The 22,246-nt window shown below is 71.9% G+C and carries 20 protein-coding genes; 14 read left to right on the top strand and 6 right to left on the bottom strand.

Annotated elements, in window-relative coordinates; genetic code table 11:
• Positions 1-36 precede the first annotated feature (36 nt).
• Both tssC and K8556_RS27925 read left to right on the top strand, forming a co-directional pair.
• Complete coding sequence (gene tssC, locus K8556_RS27930; protein ID WP_223743153.1) at positions 37-1,554, top strand: type VI secretion system contractile sheath large subunit; 1,518 nt, start codon at positions 37-39, stop codon at positions 1,552-1,554.
• A 32-nt stretch (positions 1,555-1,586) separates the two neighbouring features.
• Complete coding sequence (locus K8556_RS27925) at positions 1,587-2,237, top strand: hypothetical protein (protein WP_223743152.1); 651 nt, start codon at positions 1,587-1,589, stop codon at positions 2,235-2,237.
• A 57-nt stretch (positions 2,238-2,294) separates the two neighbouring features.
• Here the strand turns inward: K8556_RS27925 and K8556_RS27920 are convergent, their stop codons facing one another.
• Complete coding sequence (locus K8556_RS27920) at positions 2,295-2,894, bottom strand: hypothetical protein (RefSeq protein WP_223743151.1); 600 nt, start codon at positions 2,892-2,894, stop codon at positions 2,295-2,297.
• 54 nt (positions 2,895-2,948) lie between these two features.
• Between K8556_RS27920 and K8556_RS27915 the strand changes: the two genes are divergently transcribed.
• Genes K8556_RS27915 through K8556_RS27895 form a run of 5 tightly spaced genes read left to right on the top strand, consistent with a single transcriptional unit; the run spans position 2,949 to position 8,578 of the window.
• A complete protein-coding gene (locus K8556_RS27915; protein ID WP_223743150.1) occupies positions 2,949-3,920 on the top strand; it encodes a type VI secretion system protein IglI family protein in 972 nt (323 codons plus the stop codon).
• Positions 3,921-3,933: 13 nt separating this feature from the next.
• On the top strand, positions 3,934-4,878 hold the full coding sequence (locus tag K8556_RS27910; RefSeq protein WP_223743149.1) for a hypothetical protein: 945 nt from the start codon (positions 3,934-3,936) through the stop codon (positions 4,876-4,878).
• Positions 4,879-4,892: 14 nt separating this feature from the next.
• Positions 4,893-5,279 carry a GPW/gp25 family protein gene (locus K8556_RS27905; RefSeq protein ID WP_223743148.1) on the top strand — a complete coding sequence of 129 codons (387 nt, stop codon included), beginning with the start codon at positions 4,893-4,895 and terminating at the stop codon, positions 5,277-5,279.
• Positions 5,276-6,907, top strand: coding sequence for a hypothetical protein (locus K8556_RS27900; protein WP_223743147.1), 1,632 nt, complete (start codon positions 5,276-5,278; stop codon positions 6,905-6,907). Before K8556_RS27905 ends, K8556_RS27900 begins: the two co-directional genes overlap by 4 nt.
• A 3-nt stretch (positions 6,908-6,910) precedes the next feature.
• The gene (locus K8556_RS27895) at positions 6,911-8,578 is read left to right on the top strand and encodes a type VI secretion system baseplate subunit TssF (protein WP_223743146.1); all 1,668 of its coding nucleotides are present in this window, start codon (positions 6,911-6,913) and stop codon (positions 8,576-8,578) included.
• 1 nt (position 8,579) lies between these two features.
• Here K8556_RS27895 and K8556_RS27890 read toward each other — a convergent pair whose 3' ends face one another.
• The 5 genes from K8556_RS27890 to K8556_RS27870 form a co-directional block, all read right to left on the bottom strand.
• Positions 8,580-8,966, bottom strand: coding sequence for a DUF4280 domain-containing protein (locus tag K8556_RS27890; RefSeq protein ID WP_223743145.1), 387 nt, complete (start codon positions 8,964-8,966; stop codon positions 8,580-8,582).
• Positions 8,966-10,648 (bottom strand): AMP-binding protein, encoded by a 1,683-nt coding sequence (locus K8556_RS27885; RefSeq protein WP_223743144.1) that lies wholly within the window; start codon positions 10,646-10,648, stop codon positions 8,966-8,968. The genes K8556_RS27890 and K8556_RS27885 overlap by 1 nt, the downstream gene beginning before the upstream one ends.
• Complete coding sequence (locus K8556_RS27880) at positions 10,645-11,685, bottom strand: hypothetical protein (protein ID WP_223743143.1); 1,041 nt, start codon at positions 11,683-11,685, stop codon at positions 10,645-10,647. Before K8556_RS27880 ends, K8556_RS27885 begins: the two co-directional genes overlap by 4 nt.
• Positions 11,686-11,870: 185 nt before the next feature.
• Entirely contained in the window at positions 11,871-14,192 is a 2,322-nt protein-coding gene (locus K8556_RS27875; RefSeq protein ID WP_223743142.1) for a PAS domain S-box protein, read from the bottom strand.
• A 186-nt stretch (positions 14,193-14,378) separates the two neighbouring features.
• Complete coding sequence (locus K8556_RS27870; RefSeq protein ID WP_223743141.1) at positions 14,379-14,753, bottom strand: DUF1622 domain-containing protein; 375 nt, start codon at positions 14,751-14,753, stop codon at positions 14,379-14,381.
• Positions 14,754-15,028: 275 nt separating this feature from the next.
• Here K8556_RS27870 and K8556_RS27865 point away from each other — a divergent pair, with 275 nt between their 5' ends.
• Genes K8556_RS27865 through K8556_RS27835 form a run of 7 tightly spaced genes read left to right on the top strand, consistent with a single transcriptional unit; the run spans position 15,029 to position 22,238 of the window.
• On the top strand, positions 15,029-16,987 hold the full coding sequence (locus K8556_RS27865; protein WP_223743140.1) for a hypothetical protein: 1,959 nt from the start codon (positions 15,029-15,031) through the stop codon (positions 16,985-16,987).
• A gap of 16 nt (positions 16,988-17,003) precedes the next feature.
• On the top strand, positions 17,004-19,325 hold the full coding sequence (locus K8556_RS39885) for a phage tail sheath subtilisin-like domain-containing protein (protein ID WP_223743139.1): 2,322 nt from the start codon (positions 17,004-17,006) through the stop codon (positions 19,323-19,325).
• Positions 19,325-19,888 carry a phage tail protein gene (locus K8556_RS27855; RefSeq protein WP_223743138.1) on the top strand — a complete coding sequence of 188 codons (564 nt, stop codon included), beginning with the start codon at positions 19,325-19,327 and terminating at the stop codon, positions 19,886-19,888. Before K8556_RS39885 ends, K8556_RS27855 begins: the two co-directional genes overlap by 1 nt.
• A gap of 24 nt (positions 19,889-19,912) precedes the next feature.
• Positions 19,913-20,404, top strand: a complete 492-nt coding sequence (locus K8556_RS27850; protein ID WP_223743137.1) for a phage tail protein — start codon at positions 19,913-19,915, stop codon at positions 20,402-20,404.
• A 1-nt stretch (position 20,405) separates the two neighbouring features.
• Positions 20,406-21,281 (top strand): hypothetical protein, encoded by an 876-nt coding sequence (locus K8556_RS27845; protein ID WP_223743136.1) that lies wholly within the window; start codon positions 20,406-20,408, stop codon positions 21,279-21,281.
• 19 nt (positions 21,282-21,300) lie between these two features.
• On the top strand, positions 21,301-21,513 hold the full coding sequence (locus K8556_RS27840) for a hypothetical protein (RefSeq protein WP_120574499.1): 213 nt from the start codon (positions 21,301-21,303) through the stop codon (positions 21,511-21,513).
• Complete coding sequence (locus tag K8556_RS27835) at positions 21,510-22,238, top strand: hypothetical protein (RefSeq protein ID WP_223743135.1); 729 nt, start codon at positions 21,510-21,512, stop codon at positions 22,236-22,238. The genes K8556_RS27840 and K8556_RS27835 overlap by 4 nt, the downstream gene beginning before the upstream one ends.
• The last annotated feature ends 8 nt before the right edge of the window (positions 22,239-22,246 follow it).

Genomic DNA, 22,246 nt, shown 5'->3' with positions numbered 1-22,246 from the left:
CCCTCCCCACGACCTTCCTGAACGAGGCCTTCTTCCATGCCCACCACTCCTGCGTCTTCCACCCCCGCGGCGACCGCCGTGGCCGACGTGCCCCTGGACCTTCCGCTCTTCCTCAACAGCGTGCGCCTGGGCTCCGTGCCCGCCGCGCGCGACGCCTCCGCCCAGACGGACCTGCTGGTCATCCCCGACGACGCCACGCCCGAGGAGCGCTTCGTCTCCAGCCTGGCGGCCATGGTCCACAACATGGACACGGACGAGGGCCGCTTCGACAAGCAGACGGTGCAGGAGCTCGTCGGCACCATCGACGCGCTGGTGTCGGACCAGCTCAACGCCGTGCTGCACGCGCCGGAGTTCCAGGAGGTGGAGGCGCAGTGGACCGCGCTCAACGACCTGGTGCGCAACACCAACTTCAAGGCCAACATCGAGCTGAGCCTGCTGGACGTCTCCAAGGAGGAGGCCTACAGCGACCTGGAGACGAACGCGGCGGACGTCGCCGGTTCGGAGTTCTTCAAGAAGCTGTACGTGGCTGAGTACGATCAGTACGGCGGCGCCCCCTACGGCGCGCTGGTGGGGCTGTTCGAGTTCGCCAACACGCCGCAGGACATGCTGTGGCTCAAGACGATGGGGAAGATCGCCGCGGCCAGCCACGCGCCGTTCGTGGCGTCCGTGTCCCCGCGCTTCTTCGGCTGCGACACCATGAAGGAGGTGGCCCAGTTGCGCGACGTGGCGAGCCTGCTGGACTCGCCCAAGTACTCCGCCTGGAACGCGCTGCGGGAGACGGACGAGGCCGCCTACGTGGGGCTCACGCTGCCGCGCTACATCGTCCGGCCGCCCTACAACCCGGAGACCTACCCGGCCCCCGGGATGAACTTCACGGAGGCGGTGAAGGGCGACAAGGAGGAGGAGTACCTCTGGGGCAACGCGGCCATGCTGTTCGCCCGCAACCTGGTGCGCTCGTTCGCGGGCTCCGGCTGGTGCCAGCACATCCGCGGCCCCAAGGGCGGCGGCCTGGTGTCCGGCCTGCCGGTGCACCTGACGCACCTGCGCGGCGAGGAGGAGATGAAGCTGCCCGTGGAGATGTCCATCCCGGACTTCCGCGAGCTGGAGCTGGCCAACGGCGGCTTCATCCCGCTCATCCACAAGAAGGGCAGCGCGGAGGCCGTCTTCTTCAGCGTCCAGTCCCTCAAGAAGGCCCAGGTGTTCGAGGACGCGAAGGACTCGGAGAACTCGCAGTTGGTGACGAACCTGGCCTACACGTACTCCATCAGCCGCATCGCGCACTACGTGAAGGCCATCATGCGCGAGAACATCGGCAGCACGGCGAACGCGGCGTACATGCAGCAGCAGTTGGACCGGTGGATCTCCCGGTACGTCACCACGCTGGTGAACCCGGATGACCTGACGCTGCGCTACTACCCCTTCAAGGCCTACAACCTCACCGTGGCGGAAGTGCCCGGCAAGGTGGGCTGGTACCACTGCAACCTCTCCGTCCTCCCGCACATCCAGTTCGAAGGCATGAACGTGGACCTGCGCGTGGATGCGCGGCTCGGCTGACAAACCCCGCAGCAAACTGGAGGACCGAACCCATGGGTGATGGACCGCTTGGCATTTCGTGTGACTGGCAGCAGACCATCCAGCAGCGCCCCCAGAAGAACATGCCGGTGGGCTACCTGCTGGACATCAAGGGGATGGGCAAGGACGACGGCGCCTTCCCCAAGAGCAGCAGCCTCTTCTACACCCCGTTCGTCGGGGACCCCGCCTACCCCGGCGTGCAGTTGGAGGACGTGGGCGCGAAGAAGGCCGTGCGCGCGGTGGGCCTCATCACGCAGCTCCAGTGGGAGGGCGGCAAGCTCGACCCCATTGACTTCACGGTGCTCATCTCGCCGGAGAACAAGGCGGACTTCACCGGCATCACCAACACGGAGATCCGCCAGCTCAAGTTCTGGATCTGCGAGTGGGACAGCGCCCAGGGCAAGTGGTTCGAGAAGTGCTATCCGCTGGGTGACGAGGCCGGCGGCCCCGCCAACGAGGTGACCGCCCGCCTGAACCAGAAGGGCAGCGAGGTGATGCTGCACGTGGGCGACCCGGAGAACGTGGGCGTCACGGACGTGAAGTTCTGCCAGATGACCTTCCAGCTCATCCCGGACAAGGCGCACCTGTGCAACATCCACTACGGCCACAACTCGAACGACAAGGACGTGTACGCCTGGGGCTACGTCGAGGGCAACAAGTCGTAGGCGATTGAAGCGAGGGCGGGGAGGGCGGATGCGCCTTCCCCGTCTGCGCTTGGGGCGCTACTTGTCCGAGCCCCACCTGGTGACGCGGCGCTCCTGGGAGTTGGTGGCGAACTCCAGGGTGGTGCTCTTCTTGGGCGCGGGCACCACCCGGAACTGGAAGCGGTGGAAGCGGATGTCCAGGTCCGCGGACAGCGTGGCGGGCTGGTTGTCCAGGAAGACCTTGGGGCGGCCCTTCTCCGTGTCCATCAGCGCCTCGGCGGAGGCGGGGCTCTTCAGCTTGGCGGCCTCGAACCAGGTGTCACCCGCTTCATCGAAGTCGATGATGGCCCACGCCAGCTTCAGGCGCAGGTTCTCCAGCGGCTTGGCGAAGTGGTTGAGCACGTTGGCGGCCGTGACGCGCCCCACGTACACGCTGAAGTCCAGGGGACCGGAAGCGCCGTTCATGGTCAGCCGTTCAATCAGGCCAATGCATTGCGCCTTGGGCCCGAAGTCACCCACGGTGGGGGAGGACAGGGTGAGGTCCTTCGCCAGGTTCAGCCCGCCGCAGCCATTCCATTCCAACAGATATCCCAGCGCGCCGCGGAAACCGGGCCGGTATTGAAACCCGGTCTGCCAGTTGCATTCGAGTTCGAGCAAGTCGGGTTTCGCGATGGCCATGGGTGTCTGTCCTTGTGAATGAAAGACATGTAACATGAAGTGGAAAGACAGACCATGAGAGACCTGAGCCTGTGCCTGCGCCCCGTGGAGGGCGGAACGCTGGAGCGCCTGGAGTCGCATGACCCGCGCTTCCTCACGGTGGCGGACCTGGTGCAGCGGGAGGCCTACGCGGAGGCCGCGGACGCCATCGAGGCCCTGGACGCGGAGGGCGTCTACGAGGTCCGCCTGTCGGCCTACTACCTCTTCACGGCGCTGCGCGAGGACGGGCTCGGGCGCCTGCCGGACGTGCTGGAGGTGCTGGTCGCGCTGGCGCGCGCGGCGGCGGAGGAGTCCGCGCAGGGAGAGGCGAAGGACAAGTCCAAGCCCGCGGTGCTGCTCAACAAGGCGCTGACGTGGCTGTTCCAGACGCTGGTGAGCGCGCTGAAGTATCACCACGGCAAGAAGGACGCCGGCTGGGAGACGTGGACGAAGGGCTTCACGGACGGCAGGCGCAAGGACGCCCTGCGCGGCATCCAGGCGCTGCAGGGCGCGCTGGAGGGCCCCGCGTTCCGCAACGGGGCCCAGGGGCTGGCGGGGCTGGGGCAGTGGTTGAAGGAGACGCAGGAGCGCGCGGCCGCCCCCGCGCCGGCCCCGGAGCCCGCGAAGCCCGCCGCTCCCGCGAAGGGCCGGGGCGCGAAGGCCGCCGCGGCGCCGCCCTCGCCGTTCCCCCGCGCGACGGGGCCGCTGCAACTGCGCGGGTCCGCGCACCTGCTGGAGCTGTGCGACAAGCTCAAGGCCTTCGAGGTGCTGGTGGAGCGCGGGGACTTCCAGAAGGCCGCGCTGGTGAGCGACGACGTGCTGCGGACGCTGGAGGACTTCGACCCCCGGCGCTACCTGCCGGAGCTGTTCTCGTCGTTCGGCGCGCTGCTCAACCGCCACGTGGGGGACATCCAGGAGCACTGGGAGCGCAAGGACTCCATGGAGTGGCGCACGCTGTCGCAGTTCTACCAGGTGGACCTGGGCGCCTTCGTGGGGCCGGGCGAGTGAGGCGGTCCCGGTCATGAACGGCGCCTCGCCGCTGCTGTCCCCGCTGGAGCGGCGCATCCGCGCCCGCGCCAAGGACTTCGACCTGGGGCCGCTCCTGCGGCTGTTGGAGACGCAGGGCTATGGCCGGGACCGGGTGCTCTTCGAGGGCAACCCGGAGCCGGTGGCGTCCTCTTCGCTGGTGGAGGCGGTGACGTTCCACGTCTCCCCGGTGCGCCGGGTGGTGGTGACGCTCAACCTGGGCCTCTTGAGCACGCCGGGCCTGTTGCCCAGCTACTTCCTCCAGGTGGCCGAGCAGCTTCCGGAGCCGGAGCCGTTCCTCGACTTCATCCGCTTCTTCGACCACCGGCTGATGCTGGCGCTGGTGGACGCGCTGCACCCCGAGCGGGACGCGAGCCTGGTGGGGGACTGGGAGCGCACGAAGGGCTTCTACCTGCGCATGGTGGGCGTGGATTCGCAGGCCACGCTCCAGTGGCTGTTCCAGCAGGTGTTCCCGGAGCTGCGCGTGACGTGCGTCCGCCGCTCCTTCCGCACGCGCTTCTCCGGCATGCGGCCCACCCACGGGCCCACGCCGCTGGATGGCACGGGCATCCTGGGCCAGACGTACGCGGCGGACATCGGGGGCTTCCAGGTGGAGGTGTTCGCGGACGAGGAGGCGGACATGCGCGGGCGGGACTGGCCCGCGCGGGTGCGCCACCGCTTCCACCGGCACATCCTGCCGCTGCTCGTCCCCGCGCGGCTGCAACTGGAGGTGGTGCTGACGGTGCTCGCGCACGGGCGGACCGTGCGCCTGGGGCCCCGGGGACAGTTGGGCTACGAGCGGCTGCCGGGCGCGGAGGGCAAGCCGCTGCGGCAGCTCATCTTCCTGGGCGACACGTCCGTGCCGGTGGCCGCGCCTCCGCGCGCCGAAGGCGACCGGCAGGGCATGACCATGGGCACGCCGAAGGCGGCCGGACGGTAGGAGGGGAGGGGACCGTGGGCTTTCTGCACCGGAAGTTCCTGGGGGTGGTGGAGACGCAGCGTGAGGCCGTGCTCCGAAACCTGGGCCACCTGCTCCAGGCGAAGCGGGGCGCGGCCTCCGTGCTGCCCGGCTTCGGGCTGACGGAGACGGGGTTCCGCTCGGACGCGGAGCGCCTTTCGGGCCTGGGCGCGGAGATCCGCGAGACGCTGTCGCGCTACGAGCCGCGCGTGGAGGTGGTGGCCATCGACGAGGTGCCCGCGGCGGCGGGCGGCGCGCCCGGCCTGGTGGTGCGCCTGCTGTTGCGTGACTCCCACGAGCCCATGGACCTGCTGCTGGACCCGGGCTCGCGCCGCCTGCGCGAACGGCCTCCGGAAGAGGCGGCCGGGGAGGACGACCCATGAGGTTCACCGAACAGTTGAAGGTGACGCTGGACCTCAAGGCCGGCGACAAGGCCTTCAAGCTGCCCGCGGGCAGCATCAAGCGCCTGTCGGTGAAGGCACACGCCTACGGCTTCGAGGCGCGAATCGAGTGGTGGGTGCTCTGCAAGGAGAGCGGGGACGAGGACACGCTCTTCACCCCCTTCACCGACACCAAGCCCCTGACGGCGACGCTGACCGTGGACCGCCGCTACGGCGCGCAGGCGGAGGGGCGCGAGGGCGCGGAGGCCCTGCCGCTGAAGCTCATTGGCCGGGTGGAGGAGCGCCACGTCCGCGAGCGCTCGCTGGCGAACGTGAAGGACGCGCCGGTGATGCAGCGGCGCTACCGCATCCGCCTGGTGGACCCCGCCGCGATGCTGTGGCGCCGCCACTTCCCCAGCGGCGTGTGGGTGGATGAGACGCTGCAGGCGGTCCTCCAGGCGAACACGCCCGGGGGGCTGGACGTGGCCTACGAGTGGGAGGCCGCGGGGACGAAGCACGGCCTGCACGCGCTGGGGCTGGGCGCGGATGACGACTCCGGCGCCAGCTTCCTGGACTTCGTGCACTGGGTGCAGGCGCGCATGCACGCGGGCATGTTCCTGGACTACGCGACGGGGAAGTACACGCTCGCGGACGCGAAGCCCGAGGGCGGCGAGGCGCTGGTGCTCACCCGCGACGAGGTGAAGCAGGTGGACCTGCGCTACCCGGAGCCGCGCCGGGACGCGCTGTCGGTGCTCAACAGCTACGTGGACGCCGGCACGAAGCGCAAGGCGGTGGAGAACGCGGACGCCATCGCGGGCGTCATCACCGAGTGCCTGGTCACCTCCACGCTGGAGGGCACGCTCACGGACCGGGTGACGCTGGAGACGAAGCGCCAGCAGTTGGAAGGCCCGGAGCTGCGGCTGGCCTTCGCGAGCTACCCGCGCGCGTCGCTGGTGCTCAACGGCCTCTACACGCTGGGGGGCTTCAGCACGCAGGCCGCGACGCACGGCAAGCAGTACCGGCTCCACACGCTGGAGCTGGACGCGCGCGCCGTGGAGCCCGACGCCGCGCACGACCCGGACAGCACCGCCAACGACTACGCGCTGTCGCTGAAGGCCACGCTGGAGGAGGCGGCGGACCCGACGTTCCGTCGCCCGCGCTTCCGGCCGCCGCGCTGGCCCTTCCTCGCGGAGGGGCGGGTGGTCAGCGAGGAGGGCGCGGATCCGGAGCGCACGTATCAGATCCGCCAGGACGAGGAGACGTCGGTGGAGTCGTACCGGGTGAAGCTGCCCCTGTGGGACAAGGAGGTGCGCTGTCCCTACGAGCCGCACCAGCAGCCCGGACACTTCTACTTCCCCGCGGACAAGGGGACGCGGGTGCTGGTGTCGCTGGACTACCAGCACGCGCGCATGGACCGCTTCCTGGAGTGGCGCCCCGGCGCGCGGCTCCCCAAGGAGTCGCAGGGCAACCACCTGCTGCTGGGCAAGACGGACAAGAGCGAGACGTCCATCCAGCACCTGTACCAGGACTCGAAGCCCATGCTGCGCATCCAGCGCACCCTGGAGAAGGACACCCAGCTCATCGAGGTGGCCGAGGGCCGGATGTTCCTGCGCGTGCAGGAGGGGGAGTAGGCCATGCGGATGGATGAAGCGCTCTACGCGTCGTTCCTGGAGGAGCTCCAGGCGCTGGAGAAGTTCCGCCTGGGCTACACCGCCCTGCACCCCTCCGCGCCGCTGGACGGCGAGGACGCGGACGTGCGGCGGCTCACGGAGGCCATGGCCCTGTTCACCGCGCGCACGCGCCGGGCCGGGCAGCGCGCGTTGGAGCGCAGCACGCTGCGGCTGTTCCAGCAGCACTTCGCCTACCTGCTCAACCCCATCCCCGCCATGGCCATGTTCCGCGCGGAGCCGGACGCGCGCTTCGTGGACGCCGCGGAGCTGCCCCGGGGCACGCCCTTCCTCCTCAACCCGGGCCCGGGCGGCGGTCCCACCGGGCCGCTCTCCCTGCGCACGCTGGCCCCGGTGCGGCTGCTGCCCGTGCGGCTCACCCAGGCGCGGCTGGAGCGCCAGGGCGAGGACGGCGCGCTCCTGCGGCTCGTCTTCGAGGGTGGCTTCCCGCGCAACGACTCGCCGGGCGAGGTGCGGCTGCACGTCAACCACCTCAACGACTTCCGGGCGTCCCTGGCGGTGTTCTTCCAACTGAAGAGCGCCGTGCGCTCCGCCACCGTCAGCTTCGACGACGGGGGGATGGAGCACGAGGTGAAGCCCTTCGACGCGCACTCGGGCCCGGTGCGCTTCGGCGCGCCCCGGCCGGTGCCCGCGGAGGGCGAGTCGTCCGAACACCCGCTCCAGCGGCTGCGGCAGCTCCTGCACTTCCCGCAGCAGGAGCTGTTCCTGGAGGCCCGCATCCCGCCGGCCCCCCGCAACTGGCAGGGCTTCACGCTGACCCTGCGCCTGGCGGGCCGCTGGCCGTCGGAGCTGGTGGTGGGGCCGGACTCGTTCGTGGCGCACGCGGTGCCGGTGGTGAACCTGCAGCGCGCCATGGCGTCGCCCGTGGAGCACGACGGCACGAAGGAGCGGCACGCGGTGCAGCACCCGGATTCGTCCATGGGCTTCCGGCTGAACTCGGCCACGGGCGTGTACCAACTGACCCCCAAGGGCATGGTGCCCCTGCGCCCGGGCGCCATCTCCGGAGGCGCGGACACGTACGAACTGGAGCACGAGGGCCAGGGGCTTTCGCGCACGTCGTGGCTGGCGCTGGACATGCCGGACGCGTTCCTCAAGCCGGTGCGGCTGGGCGTGGACGGCCTGTGGCACCAGCCGCTGCCGCCGCGCTTCGACGCGCGGGGCTACCGGCCGGTGCTGGCGGACCGCTTCCTGGAGGGCGTGCCGTGGAGCCTGGTGGGCGCGGTGGCGCCCGGCGGGGACAACCCGGTGGAGCACGGGCAGCAGGCCCTGTTGCAGTTGCTGGCGCTGCGCACGCAGCGGTTCCTGGGGCGCGAGGACCTGCTGTTCCTCCTGGAGGTGCTGGGCGTGCGGACGCAGCGGCACTTCCGGGACCTGCTGCCGTCCCTCACGGAGGTGTCCGTGAAGTCCAAGCCCTTCGCCCGGAGCGCGGCGGGCTTCAAGTACGTGTACCAGTTGGGCTTCGGGCCCATGGACGCGTCGCTGCTGCCGCTGGTGGACCTGTTGTGCGGCCGGCTGGTGGAGCTGTTCGCGGTGTGGAGCGCGGAGGACGTGGTGGAGCTGGAGGTGCGCCTGCCCCAGCGCGAGGCGCCCCTGCGCTACGTGCCCCTGCCGTGAGTCACTTCACCTGCGCCTTCATCTGGCCGGACACGTTGATCTTCACGATGCCGCCGTAGGCGCAGTTGCACATGGACTTGTCGGTGAGCGCCGGCTTGCCCTTGATCAGCACCGTGGGCGAGCCCGGCGCCCAGGGCGCGACGAGCACGGGCATGCACGGCATGGGGGTGAGCGCCCCCATCGCGGCGGCGGTGGCGGCGGCCACGGTGGGGTTGGCCATGGACTGGCACATGCCGAAGGGCGGCACGTTCACGCCCGGGATGTTGTCCATGATGGTGGCCGCCGGCGCGGTGGCGTTCACCTGGTTGGCGGGCGGCACCGACAGCGTCGAGGGCGCCAGGCCGAAGCTGCACTGGAGCATGGCCCCGGACACGACCTGGATTCCCATCAGCGCGACTCCACCCGGGCGCGCAGCGACGTGAGCGCCTGGAACAGGGGGTCCCCCGCCTTCAGCTTCAGGGAGCCCGTGAGGTACTGCGAACGGCACCACTCTTCATCCACCGGCCCGTCCTGCTGGCCGTCCAGCCGCCGCGCGTGGAGCGCGAAGCGTTCAATGCGGTCCGGCAGCGCGTCCGCGCCCAGGGCCTGTTCGATGCGGCGGCGCACGTCCGCGTCGCTGACCTCCACGCCCGGGGGCAGGTCGCCGGTGAAGACGAGCAGCACGCCGCGGTACGCGCCCGCCATGCCGCTCACCGGCACGGCCAGCCCCACCGCGTCCAGCCGGGGGCCGGGGGGCTCGCGCAGCGCGTCCGCGACCTCCGTGAAGAGGAACACCCGGCCCTCGCGCCGGGGCTCGCGCCCGCCGAGGTGGTGGTACTGGCCGCGCACCCGCGTCAGGACGACGTGCGCGGGCGGCCGTCCGGCGTCGGGCAGCGGGGTGAAGAGCCCCGTGTCTCCCGCGGCGTCCTGCCCGCTGTCCGTGAAGTCGCGCAGCGCCCAGGCGCGCCCGGGCGCGGGCGCGATGTCCGTGTGCACGTCCGCCGCCGCGCGCCGGTGCGAGCACAGCACCGCGCCTCCCCACGCCGGGTCCACGCACACGTTGCCGCCGGGCACGCCGGCCAGCCCGCAGGCCTTGATGGCGTCGCGCCAGGCCTGGAAGTCGAAGGGCGCCTGCGGATCCCTGAACCACAGGCCCACGCTCTTGAGCGGCAGGCGCGCGCGGGCCACCAGGTCGCGCACGGCGGGCGTGAGGCCCAGGGCGCGCACGGGGTGTTCGGTGAGCAGCGCGGGAGAGACCTCCAGGTCCGCGGGCTCCACGTGCAGGTACGTCGCGCCGCGCAGGAGCGTGGTGAAGTACAGCGCCGGCAGGTGCTGGAGCGGGTGGAAGCCCGGCGCGGCCAGGTGGTCCCCCGGGGACAGGCCGAAGGTCAGGAGCCCGTCCACCAGCGCGCTCCGCCACGCGTCCCCGGCGGTGAGCGGCACGGGCACGTCGCTGGGGTTGGCCAGCGGAGAGAAGAGCAGGCCCACCGGCTCCGAGGGCTTGTACGTGTACGACGCGAGCGCGGGCGGCACCTGCGTCTGCGGCGGCAGGAGCCGCGCGGCGTGCTTGCCCAGGAGCGGGGCCTGGTGCGGCTCCGCGGCGATGTGCTGGGGCGCGAGCGCGTCCAACCGGCGCGCCACGAAGGCGCGGGCCCCGGGCGGCAGCAGGCTCACGCACGCGCCCAGGCCCAGCGCGGCGCACAGCGACACCATCAGCTCCGGGCCCGGCGGCAGCATCAGGCACAGCTTCGCGCCCGGCTTCACCCCCGCCCCCGCCCAGGCGGTGGCCCGCCGCGTGGCCTGCTCCTGGAGCTGGCGGTAGCTCAGCGTGCGCCAGCCCTGCGTCCGCGAGTACGCGCGCAGCGCGATGCGGTCCGTGGTGGCGTGGCGGGCCACCAGGTCGTGGAAGAAGTCGTGGTGCTGGCCGGTGCGGCTCTTGAAAGGAGTGCTCCGGCCCGCGTGGACGGGGGCCATCGCGGCGGCGAACCCGTCCGGATCCTCCCAGCTCCGGGCGAGCCACGCGGGCACGCCGTCCGGAGGCGGCTGGGTGCCGTCGAACGCGGCGAGCACGACGCGCGGCTCGAAGGTCATGGCGAGGACCGCGGCGCGGGTTCAGGGGGGAGCAGCTCGCGGGTGGGCACCGGCTCCACGCTCGAGTCCGGGACGTACTCCGGCCGCGTCTGGAGCTCCTCCAGGCGCAGTTGGGGCACGGGCTCCGGGAGCACCTCCATCCGGGGAGGAGGCTCCTGGCGGAAGGACACGCCCAACAGCACCCGGGCGATGGGCGTGCCCGGCGTGCGTCCCAGGCCCGGCCCGGCGAGCGCGTGCAGCTCCAGGCCCTCCGACAGCGGGATGCGCCCGCCGCCGAGCACCTCCACCGCGGGCTGGGCCATGTCCGCCGCGAAGGCGGCCTTCACCGCCAGCTCTCCGCGCAGCCCCTGTCCGGCCGTCGTCACCCCGGCGCCCAGGCGGACCTCCAGCGCCTGCCCGGAGGCGCCCGTCGCGGAGAGCGGGTTGCGCGAGCGCAGGAGCACGCCGGCCTCCAGCGTGGGCTTGAGGAACGCCACCTGCGTGCCCATGGCGGCCAGGGCGCGCACGCGCAGCCCCGAGTCCCGGCCCAGCACCGCCTCGCTGCCGATGGGCAGGCCCACGCCCAGGTCCATGGAGAGGTCCACGGGGTGCTCGTCGCGGCGGTTCAGGAGCCCCAGGCGCGCTTGTATCTCCGGCGTGCCCAGGCCCTGCGAGGCCAGCGGCGTCAGGCCCAGGGGCGCCGGATCATCCCCCTGCTGCCACAACACCACCGGCACCTGCGCGCCCACCTCCAGCCACGGCAGCACCCCGTAGCTGCCCGCCAGGACGGAGGACGCGCGGTCGCGCACGGCCTCCAGGCGGCGCTCGCCGTTGAGGAGCACCAGCGGCAGCCGCTGATACTGACCCACCAGCCCCAGGCTCATGCCGCCGGGCACCAGCAACTCGCCGTTGCGCATCACCGCGGTGCCGCGGCCGGGGTTGAACTCCAGGTGCTCCAACTCGAAGCCGGGCAGGGCGGACTGGGCCCAGGCGGGCAGGGCGCTCAACAGGACCGCGGCGGCGGCGCCGTGCACGGACAGGACTTTGGGCATGGGCATGATGGCGCTCGGGCCCGCTTCTGGCGGGACGCGCTCCCCCGGGCGGTCATCATACCCAGACACTGGGGCGAAACATAGCCACGCCCGGAAGGGGATGAGCAGGCAATGGGGTCGGCGTCACCCTGATGCATGGGGTTGGCGACCTGCTCGGTCCTGGTGTTCCGGCTGTGTATGTTTCACCGGCGTCAGGGCGCCGGCAGCTCCACGATGAAGGTCGCGCCCTGGCCGGGCTGGCTCTCCACGCGCAGGGTGCCCTGGTGGGCTTCAACGATCTGCCGGGTGATGAAGAGGCCCAATCCCAGACCGCCGTAATGCCGTGTCGACACGGCGCGGGTGAATTTCTCGAAGATGGCCTGGACGCTCCCCGGCGGGATGCCGATGCCTTCGTCCCTCACGCTCAGCCGCGCCCGGCCGCGCACCCGCTCCACGCGAATCGTCACCGGGTGGCCCGCGCCGTACTTCAGCGCGTTGGACAGCAGGCTGCTCACCACCTGCTCCAGCCGGTGGCGGTCCCAGCGGCCCGGGACACCCGGTGTCGCGTGGACGATGAGCTCACAGCCCGCCTTCGCCGCCTGGGGCCGGAAGCGCTCCACCGCGTCGCGCACCACGTCCGTCAGGTCCACGGCCTCCAGCCGCAGCGGCGCGGAGGGGCCCGTGAGCTGTGTCACCTCCAGCAGGTCGTTGATGAGCGTGGTCATCTTCCGGATCTGCCCGGACATGGTCTCCGCCGTCTTCAATACGCGCTCCCGCAGCGACTCCAGCGTCTGCTCCGCCTGGACGTCCTTGACCAGGGATTGGAGCTTGAGCTGCAACGGCGTCAGCGGTGTCTTCAATTCATGCGACGCCACCGTCAGGAATTCGTCCCGGAGCGACACGGCGTGCTGGAGCTGGGCCTGGGTCTTCCGCAATTCAGTGACGTCCTGGAGCGCCAGGAGGACCGCCTCCGGGTGGCCGTGCTGGGCGGGCAGGGGGGCCGCCTCCACCAGCAGGGAGTAGTGCCCCGTGGGCGTGTGCCAGACGACCGGCTCTCCGTGCACGGGCGCGCCCTTCACCGCGCGGACGCCGGGGATCTCCTCCATGCGCAGCTCCCGGCCCGCCTCGTCCGTGAAGCGGTGCCCGCCGCGCCTGTAGCTCTCCTCCCGCAGGCCTCCGGGGAACTCGCCGCCCGCCATCTGCCGGGCCGCCTGGTTCGCGAAGATGATGCGGCCGGTCCGGGGCTCCACCAGGATGATGGCCACGGGCGTCCCGTCCAGCATCGCCTCCAGCCACTGCTGCTGGTTCCTCAGCGACGCGGCGGAGGCCTCCAACTGCTTGCGGCCCTCCACGCGGTCCGTCACGTCGACGGCGAACGACAGCACGGAGTCCACCTGTCCGTGCACGTCGCGCAAGGGCTGGTACGCCACGTCGAACTGCCGCGTCGACAGGCTCCCGTCGCCCTGGTGGTCGGCGGTGACCGGGACCTCCTTTTCGATGAAGGACTCTCCCTGGTGATAGGCCTTCTCCAAGAGCCGCGAGTATTCACGCGCCCGCTCGCTCGCGACATCCTTGATGGAGAGGCCCAGCAGCTCCGCGCCTCTCGACAGCACCTTGTAGAGGGGGTTCACCAGCGTGAAGACCTGCCGCTCGCCGGAGAGGATGGCGATGGACGCCGGGGCGCTCGTCAGCACGGAGCGCAGCCGTGCGCGCTCGTTCTCCGCCTGGGCCTCGGCCTTCTTGCGCTCGGTGATGTCCTCCGCGGTGGACACCCACTCCCGGATGGCGCCCTTGTTCCCGAACACGGGCACCGCCCGGCCCACGACGTCCCGGTAGCCCCCGGCGTGGAAGCGCAGGCGGAACTCGCCCCGGTAGGACGTCTTCGTGCGCAGGGCGTCCACCCAGCCGCGCACCACGCGCTTGCGGTCCTCCGGGTGGATGGCGGAGAGCCAGCCCAGCCCCAGGTGCTCCGCCTGCGTCTGGCCCGTGAAGGCCAGCCAGCGCGGCGCGGGCTCCACCACCTCGCCCCGGGCGTTGGTGGACCACACCGGCTGCGCCATGGCCTCCACCAGCGAGCGGTAGCGCTGCTCGCTGGCCTGGAGCGCGTCGTGGGCCCTGCGCTGTTCGGTGACCTCCGACACGATGACGCCGATGCCCAGCAGCACCCCGGCGTTGGTGCGCACCGGGTAGTAGCTGACGAGGAAGTGGCGCTCCACGCCCACCTCCTTCGAGGTGGCGCCCGCCACCTCCACCGTCTGCGCGCCCCCGCCCTCCAGGACGCGCTGATACTGGGGACGGAGGGCGGGCCACATCTCCGGGACGATGTCCTGCACCTTGCGCCCCAGGTGCGCGGCGCGCGGAATGCCATTCATGGCGGCGAGCGCGTCGTTGACCTGGACGAAGCGCTGCTCCATGTCCACCACCGCGAGCCCCACCGGCGTGCTCGCCACCAGCGTCTCGAGCAGCAGCCGGGAATGCGCGTCGGACAGGGTCTCGGTGGCCTCCGGGTCGAAGCTTGCGCTGGGGCTCTCCACGCGCGCCTCCTTTGACCCCGGCCCTTCCCGGCGAGCTTGGAGGCAGGGCCCCGTGACGCCGCTTCCCACCATGGGAGTGGCCTGACCTGGAGGGTGTGCATCCCCGCCCCCCGGGGGCAGTCCACACCGGCCCGGGGGAGCGGCCACTGGCTGGCTGGCATCCAACGCCATCCAGCCGGAAGCACCTCAAGGGCGCGGAGGGCCGGCCCCGTCCTCGTCGCGGGGCCGGGGCTGCCAGGGCCAGCGTCCGTCCACCTCCACCTCCAGCGTGAAGCTGAGGAAGGTCCGGATGAGGACGATGAGCCCCAGGATGATGACCTGTCCCAGGGAGGGGGCCTCCGCGACCGTCCGGATGATGTCCGCCGCGACGAGCAGCTCCAGGCCCAGCAGGATGGCGCGGCCGAGGTGGTGGCGCAGTTGACGGTACGCGTCCGCCCGCCTCGAGCCCCGTGCGTCCCGGAGGACGAGCGCCACGGAGACCACCGCCCCCACCACCATCACGCCCACGCCCGAGAGCTCGAACAGCCGGGCGGCCAGCGCCACGAAATCCGCGTATCCCATCCGCCGCCCTCCCTCCTGGAGAAGGTGGCTTGCGACGCAGCGGACGGCCACCCCGTCCCACCCTCCCCGTGGGACGAACCCGCCGTCAGAATAGACACACATTTTATCAAAGCCAGACATGCGTGCAGTGTTGACGGCGGCCGGGCTCCTGATTCATTGTCGCCGCCCTTCGCGTGTCACAGCGGGAGATGGGCGGTTTTCCGTGGGGTGCCGGGGGGTGCCGTGACGCAGCAGCTTGAAACCAGACATGTCATTGCCCTGCAGGGTCGTTTCGCGTGATTCGCGAGATCCTCAGCGGACTGCTATGGCAGGGCCGGGTGGCCTTGCGCAGCGGCGACGTGCGCGTCTTCGCCGCGCATGGCTACGTGGATGAGGGCTACCGGCCCTCGCGCGTGCCGTTCCTCTCCGTCGTCGGCCCGCTGGGCCTGTTCTCCGAACCCGAGCGCGAGAACGGCCGCACGGGCGTCGCCACCGTCCGCGTGCCGGGCTTCCTCGTCGGCAGGCCTCGCGCTCCCGGGGACAGCGTGCCTCCCAATGGCTCGCTCAAGCTGCGCCTGGATGGCCGCGCCACCGTCACCCTCACGGGGCTGCCCGGCGGTTCGTTCGCCGATACGGCGACGGGCCCCGCGCTCGCCGCCGCCCTCAACGCGCGGCTGGCGGACGCGCTCACCGGTGGACTCTTCCAGGAGCCCACGGGCGCGCCGCTCACGGACCCCCTGCTGCTGGAGGCGCTCGCCGCCGTCATCGCGCGCTGGGACGTGGAGGGCAGCCGGCTCGCGCTCAGCGCCGACCCGGGCATCCCCTCCATGGAGTTCCGCTCCAGCGTGGAGGTGCTGCCCGTCACCGGCGGCGTCGAGGCAGCCCTGGGGCTGGAGCCTCCGGAGCGTGCTCAAGAGGGCCGGGTGTTCCTCAGCAGGATTCGCGCGCCCAAGGCCATGGCCATCGACGTGCAGGTGGACCTGTGGGCGGGCTCGCAGGTGGACCTGGCGTCCATCATGGACACGGTGGCGCTCTCCATCCCCACGCGAGGGCAGATGGTGCTGCGCCCGTCGCTGCTGGCCGAGGACGTGCCCGAAGGCGCCACCACGGTCCGCCTGCTGACGCGCGGCGAGCCCACCACCGTCCTGTCCCTGGCGCACCTGGAGGCCAGCGACCAGAACCTGGAGCGCGCGCGCGGCGGCCGCGTGGACCTGACGCCCGGCGCGTCCTTCCTGCCCGACGCCGGAGGCCTGCGCCTGTCCGGCACCGGCACCGCCTCCGTCCTCGTCTACCCCCTGCCGGCCGTGCCCGACCCCTTCCACGCCGACAATCCGGCCCCGGACGGACTGGCGCTCTCGCTGGGGCTGCGCGTCGCCGCTGGCGCCGTGGAGGCGCAGACGCTGCCGGTGGCCGTGCTGATGGCGCAGGGGCAGCCCGTGCTGAGGCTCACCGTCCGCTACGTCCAGGTGGACACCCGGCTCATGGGCGAGGTGGTGGCCACCGCGACGCTGGCCCAGGCCTCCGGGACGCAGGTCGCGGAGACGCGCTGGCGGCTTCCCTCGGAGCGGCTGGAGGCCGGCGTGGAGCTGCACGCGCGGCTGGAGGCGGGGGAGGGCGTGGTGTGGCTTTCGGCGGACGGGGCGCCGCAGCCGCTCCAGGACGCGGAGGCCACGCCCGCGCCGCCCGTCGCCGCGCCGGGCGTCACCGTCGCCGCGAGCGACATGGTGCTCACGCTGGGGGCGCAGGCGGGCACGCCGCTGGACCTCACGGTGGACCACCTGCACCTGGTGGCGGAGCCCGTGGGGCCGTTGGATCCGGCGCTGCGCCGCTCCGTCACCGCGGCCTCGCGCCTCCGGCCCGGCGACGTGGTGGTGCTGGGCACGAGCGAGGACGGCTACCGCGTGGGCAAGCAGCGCTTCCAGGCGCTGGTGCTGGGACTGGACGGCGACCGCGTGACGCTCAGCCGGCCCGTGGAGGGCGCGTGGGCCCGGGGCCGCACGCTCGTGTTCCAGGAGGAGTGCTTCTTCTTCCAGACGCAGTTGCGCCGCCGCGACGACCTCTTGAACCACCTGTACCGCTGCTGCGTGGACTACCGCGTCTCCGCGCTGATGGACGAGCCGAACGCGCGCACCACCGCCCGCCTCGTCGAGAAGCCCGTGCTGGACCTCGTCGCGCGCGGGGCCTCGCGAGGCGCCAGCGGCCACCCGGGGACGTCCGTCACCGAAGTCGATTCCGCCAGGCGCGGGACCATCTGAAACCAGGAGGATGAACGTGGCTGAGCGACTGCATCCGGGCGTCTATGTCGAGGAGATCAGTGCCGGTGCGCGCCCCATCGAAGGGGTGGGCACGTCCACGGCGGCGTTCGTCGGACGCACGGCGCGAGGCATCCCGGCCCTGGCCCAGTTCGTCACCGGCTTCGCCGATTACGAGCGGGCCTTTGGCGGTCACGAGCCCGGAGAGGCGGGCCTGGTCGCGCAGGCGGTGGAGGCCTTCTTCGACTCGGGCGGCCGGCGCGCCTACGTCGTGCGCGTGCTGCCCTCGGACGCGGTGGCCGGCGTGTCCGCGCCCCTGGCCTCGCGCGCGGGCGCCAGCCTCAGCGCCCTCACGTTCCTGGCGCGAGGCGCGGGCGAGTGGTCCGACTTCCTGCGCGTCAACGTGAGCGACTCCATCAACTTCCCCAGCGAGGCGTTCCGCGTGGAGGTGGTGTGGACGGAGGCCGGGTCCACGCGCCGCCTGGAGGCGTTCGAGGACGTGCGCATGGACCCGTCCAGCGAGGACTACGTCGCCGACCGCATCAACGACATCTCCCGCTACCTCCGCGTGCGCGACGAGTTCCAGGCGGCGCTGGCGGCGCGGGCGCCCGGCGCGGTGCTCGTCCCCGGCGTGCCTCCCCGGCTCAAGGCCGCCGTGCTGGCCAGCACGAAGTACAGCCTCTACGACGGCGGCAGGCTCCAGGTCTCCACCTGGGACGAGGCCCAGCCGGACCTGCCTCGCACGACGCTGGACGTCCCCATCACCCAGGCCCTGGTGGTGGCCGCCGTGCCGGGCGCCGCGTTCGTCAACGGCCGGGTGCAGTTGACGGCCAGCGAGCTCAAGGCCTTCCTCACCCAGGCCGTCACCGCGGCGGGCCTCGCCAACACCTTCGTCATCGGCGGCACGGACTCGCCGGAGATTTCGCTGAAGGTGGCCACCGGGCCCACGCTCACCATCCCCAAGCCCACGGGCGCGACGTACGACCTGGACCCGGAGGACGCCAAGGTCACCGTGGGCCCGCCGGGCGCGACCACCGTGGTGCCCATCCCCATCCTGGCGGCGAACGCGGGGGCGGTGGCTCCCGCGGAGCTGAACCACTCGCTGAGCGTGGCGCTGGCCGGCAAGGTCGCGTCGGTGGTGACGGACGCGCAGGGCAACACCGTCATCACGGGGCTGCCCACGGCGGCGGGCACCTCCACGCTGTCGCTCTCCGCCACCGGCTTCACCGGCACCGCCGCCCCCGGCACTCCGGGCCTGGGCGCGGAGTCCTTCGACGGGCTCCAACTGGCCATGAGCGAAACGCTCCAGCCCACGGTGCCCGCCATGCTCCGGCAGTTGGGCTTCGCGCCGCGCGCCCGGGGCTACTCGGACGACTCGCCCGCGAACCCCACGGTGCGTCCGGCGGCGGTGACGAACCTGCGGCTGTTGGGCGGCGACGACGGCGCCGGGGTCCTGGACACGTCCGACTTCGCCGGTGACGCGAAGCTGCGCACGGGCCTGCACGCGCTGGACACGGAGGACGTCAACATCGTGGCGCTGCCGGGCAAGAACGAGGTGTCGTTCATCGCCGCGGGCATCGCGTACTGCGACAACCGGGGGGACTGCTTCTTCCTCGCGGACGGCCCCGGCGGCGTGGACAAGGACTTCGCGGTGGCGCCGGACGACGCGAAGCAGTTCGTGGAGGGGCTGCCTTCGCGCTCGAAGAACTCGGCCATGTTCTACCCGTGGATCCGCGTGGCGGACCCCGTGGGCGTGGGCCGCAACCCCACGCGGCTGGTGCCGCCGTCCGGCCACGTGGCGGGCCTCTTCGCGCGCACGGACACCACGCGCGGCGTGTGGAAGGCGCCCGCCGGCATCGAGGCGTCGCTCGCGGACGCGCTGGGCCTCCAGTACCCCGTCATCGACGCGGAGCAGGACCTGCTCAACCCGGTGAGCCTCAACTGCCTGCGCCAGTTCCCCGGCGTGGGGCTGGTGTCGTGGGGCTCGCGCACGCTGTCGCCGGACCCGGAGTGGCGCTACATCCCGGTGCGCCGCACCGCGCTCTTCCTCAAGGAGTCCCTGCGGCGCGGCCTGATGTGGGCGGTGTTCGAGCCCAATGATGAAGAGCTCTGGGGCCGCATCCGCGTCGCCATCGAGTCCTTCATGCTGGGGCTGTTCCGGCAGGGCGCCTTCCAGGGCAGCACGCCGGAGGAGGCCTTCAGCGTCGTCTGCGACCGGAGCACCAACCCGCAGGAGAACGTGGACGCGGGCATCGTCACCGCGCAGGTGGCCTTCGCGCCGCTGAAGCCCGCGGAGTTCGTGGTCATCGAAATCAGCCAGAAGAGCCTGCTGGCGGCCTGATGCCCACGCCCGTCCCCGCCAACGCCCGCAACCCGCTGCGGACCTTCCAGTTCCGGCTCCGGATGAGCACGTCCGCGGCCGGGGACTACGTGGCGGGGGTGCGCTCCGTGTCCGGCCTGTCCGTCAGCGTGGGCGCGTACGAGACCTGGGAGGGCGGCAACAACCTGCACCGCTACGCCCAGCCCCACAAGGTGAGCTGGGAGCCGCTCGTGCTGGAGCAGGGGCTGGCGCTGGACGACACGCTGGAGCGCTGGGCGCGCGCGGTGCTGGAGTTCGCGCGCACCGGAAAGGCGCCCGGCGAGCCGGTGAAGCGCGACCTCTTCATCGACGTGTGGGACCCCCATGCGCACCCCACGGCCGTCCCCCCGCCCGGAGGCATGGAGGCGCGCGTCCGCGGCTTCCACGTGCACAACGCGTGGGTGAGCAAGTTCCACGCCCTGCCCAAGCTGGACGCCATGGCGGGCGAGGTGGCGCTCCTGAGCCTGGAGCTCACCCACGAGGGCTGGGAGCCGGTGCCCCGGCCCGTGCTGTCCACGCCCGCGACGAGCCTCCCGACGCCCTGACGTCCCCATTCGAGGAGTGAAGCCATGCCCCGATTCGTCGAATCCACGAAGCGCGACCCGTACCGCAACTTCAACTTCCGCGTGCTCTTCAACAACATCGAGGTGGCCGCGTGCCGGAAGATCTCCGGCATCACCGGCACCGTGGAGGTGGTGAAGTTCCGCTCCGGCAACAGCCCGTCCTCCGTGGACGAGCTGTCCCCGGGCCGCGTGCACTACGAGCCCCTCACGCTGGAGGCGGGCCTCACCCAGGACACGACGTTCCGGGACTGGGCCACGCAGCTCATCCGCCATGAGGCCACGCCCGGCTTCCGCGCGGCGGAGCCGGACTTCCGGCGCACCGTGGAGATCCTCGTCTTCGACCTGGACTTCAACCGCGCGGTGAAGAAGTTCGTGCTGCGCAACGCGTGGGTCTCGAAGTTCGCCGCGATGTCGGAGCTGGCCGCGGAGGCGAACGAGATCCTCATCGAGACCCTGGAGGTCCAGCACGAGGGCTTCACGCTGGAGCCGGTGGTCTGACGTGCTCCTCGAACCTCCCATCCCGGTGCTGCTGCCGCACGGCCTCTTCGACGAGGACGGCCGCTGTCACCGCCAGGGCGAGCTGCGCCCGCTCACCGGCCGCGAGGAGTGGGCGCTGGCCCGGGCCGGCGAGCATCCCGGCCCGCGCGCGGTGAGCGGGTGGCTGGCGGCGTGCCTGGGGCGGCTGGGGGACTTCCCGCGCGTGGACGCGGAGCTGGCGGCCTGCCTCACGCGGGGAGACCGGCACCACCTGGCGCTGCACCTGCGGGCCCGGCTGTACGGCGACCGCGTGACGCTGGTGGCGCGCTGCCCGGTGCCCGGATGCGGGGCGCTGGCGGACGTGGACGTGCGGCTCTCCGCGCTCTCACCGGAGCGGGTGGACGCGGCGCCGGAGGTGCTCGCCGTGGCGCTGCCGGAGGGGCGGGCGGAGGTGCGCGAGCCCACGGGCGAGGACGACGCGCTGCTCGCGGAAGCCCAGGGCACCCGCGCGGAGCGGTCCGCGCTCCTGTGGTCGCGGCTGGTGGAGGTGGAGGGGCAGGCGCTGACGCCCTCCGCGTGGCTGGCGCTGCCCGCGCGCTCCCGGCACGCGGTGGCGCTGGCGCTGGCGGACGGCACGTCCGCGCCGGACCTGGGCCTGCTGGCGCGCTGTCCGAGGTGCGCCGCGTGGTTGGAGCTGGAGCTGGATCCGTTCGCGCTGCTGGCGCGCGAGCTGCGGGGTGGGGCGGCGCGGCTGGAGACGGAGGTGCACGTCCTGGCCTTCCACTACCACTGGTCGGAGGCGGACATCCTGGCCCTGCCGCGGGCCCGGCGGTGGCGCTACCTGGAGCTGCTTCGCAACGAGCTGGAAGGCCGTCCGCTGGTGGATGGCTGGAGCTGACGAGAGGACGGGACACGCCATGGCCCCACCCCCGGTGCAAGGACAGGTCGGACTCACCCGCCGCGAGCTGGAGCGGGAGCTCGCGTGGATGCTGCGCAGCGTGCCGGACAACCCCAAGGAGTTCGTGAAGCTGTTCACCCAGACGGTGGTGGCGCTGATGGACAAGAACAATGAAGCCATTGCCCGGAGCCTCGCCCAGCGCGAGCCGCCCGGCGCCCGGGGCAACGGATGACGCGCAACCTGGACCCGACGCTCATCGCGTTCGACCAGCAGCTCCAGAAGGGCATGCTGGTGACGCTGCCGACGTCGTCGGATGACAAGAAGACGGACCCGGGCGTGCGCGCGTTGCGCTTCCAGTACAACCCGGAGACGGTGACGCGCACGCGCGCGGGCCAGTGGGAGACGAAGCCCGGCAAGACGCCCGAGCAGACCAAGGTCCTCACCGACGGTCAGCGCGGCGGCGGCCTGCACGCCAAGAGCGAGACGATTGCCCTGAAGCTCGTCTTCGACGTGACGGAGGCGCTGCTGCGGGACACCCAGGGGGAGGGCACCCAGGGCGTGCTGCCGGAGCTGGCCATGCTGGAGGACATGGCGCTGGGCAAGGACCAGACGGGCGAGGAGGAGAAGAAGCCCGCGACGAAGCTCGTCTCGCTCAACCCCACGGAGCTGCTCCTGATGCTGGGGCCGCGCACCTTCCCGGTGGTCATCACCGGGATGACCATCGTGGAGCAGCGCTTCGACCCGGCGTTGTTCCCGCTGCGCGCGGAGGTGGACCTGCGCATGCGCATCCTGGAGGTAGGGGAGAACGCGGCGAACAACAAGGTGGCCCAGGCGTTCGCGAACCTGCGCGACCAGCGCCTGCGGATGGAGGACCTGGCGGCGGTGAAGGGCGCGGACGCGAGCACCCTCATCGCGCAGGCCCTGGCGCCGCAGGTGAAGCTCAACGGGGCGAGCTGACGAGACGG

This window comes from Corallococcus sp. AS-1-12 (assembly GCF_020036995.1).
GTDB lineage: Bacteria > Myxococcota > Myxococcia > Myxococcales > Myxococcaceae > Corallococcus.
This window is presented reverse-complemented; position numbering and strand designations above follow the sequence as displayed.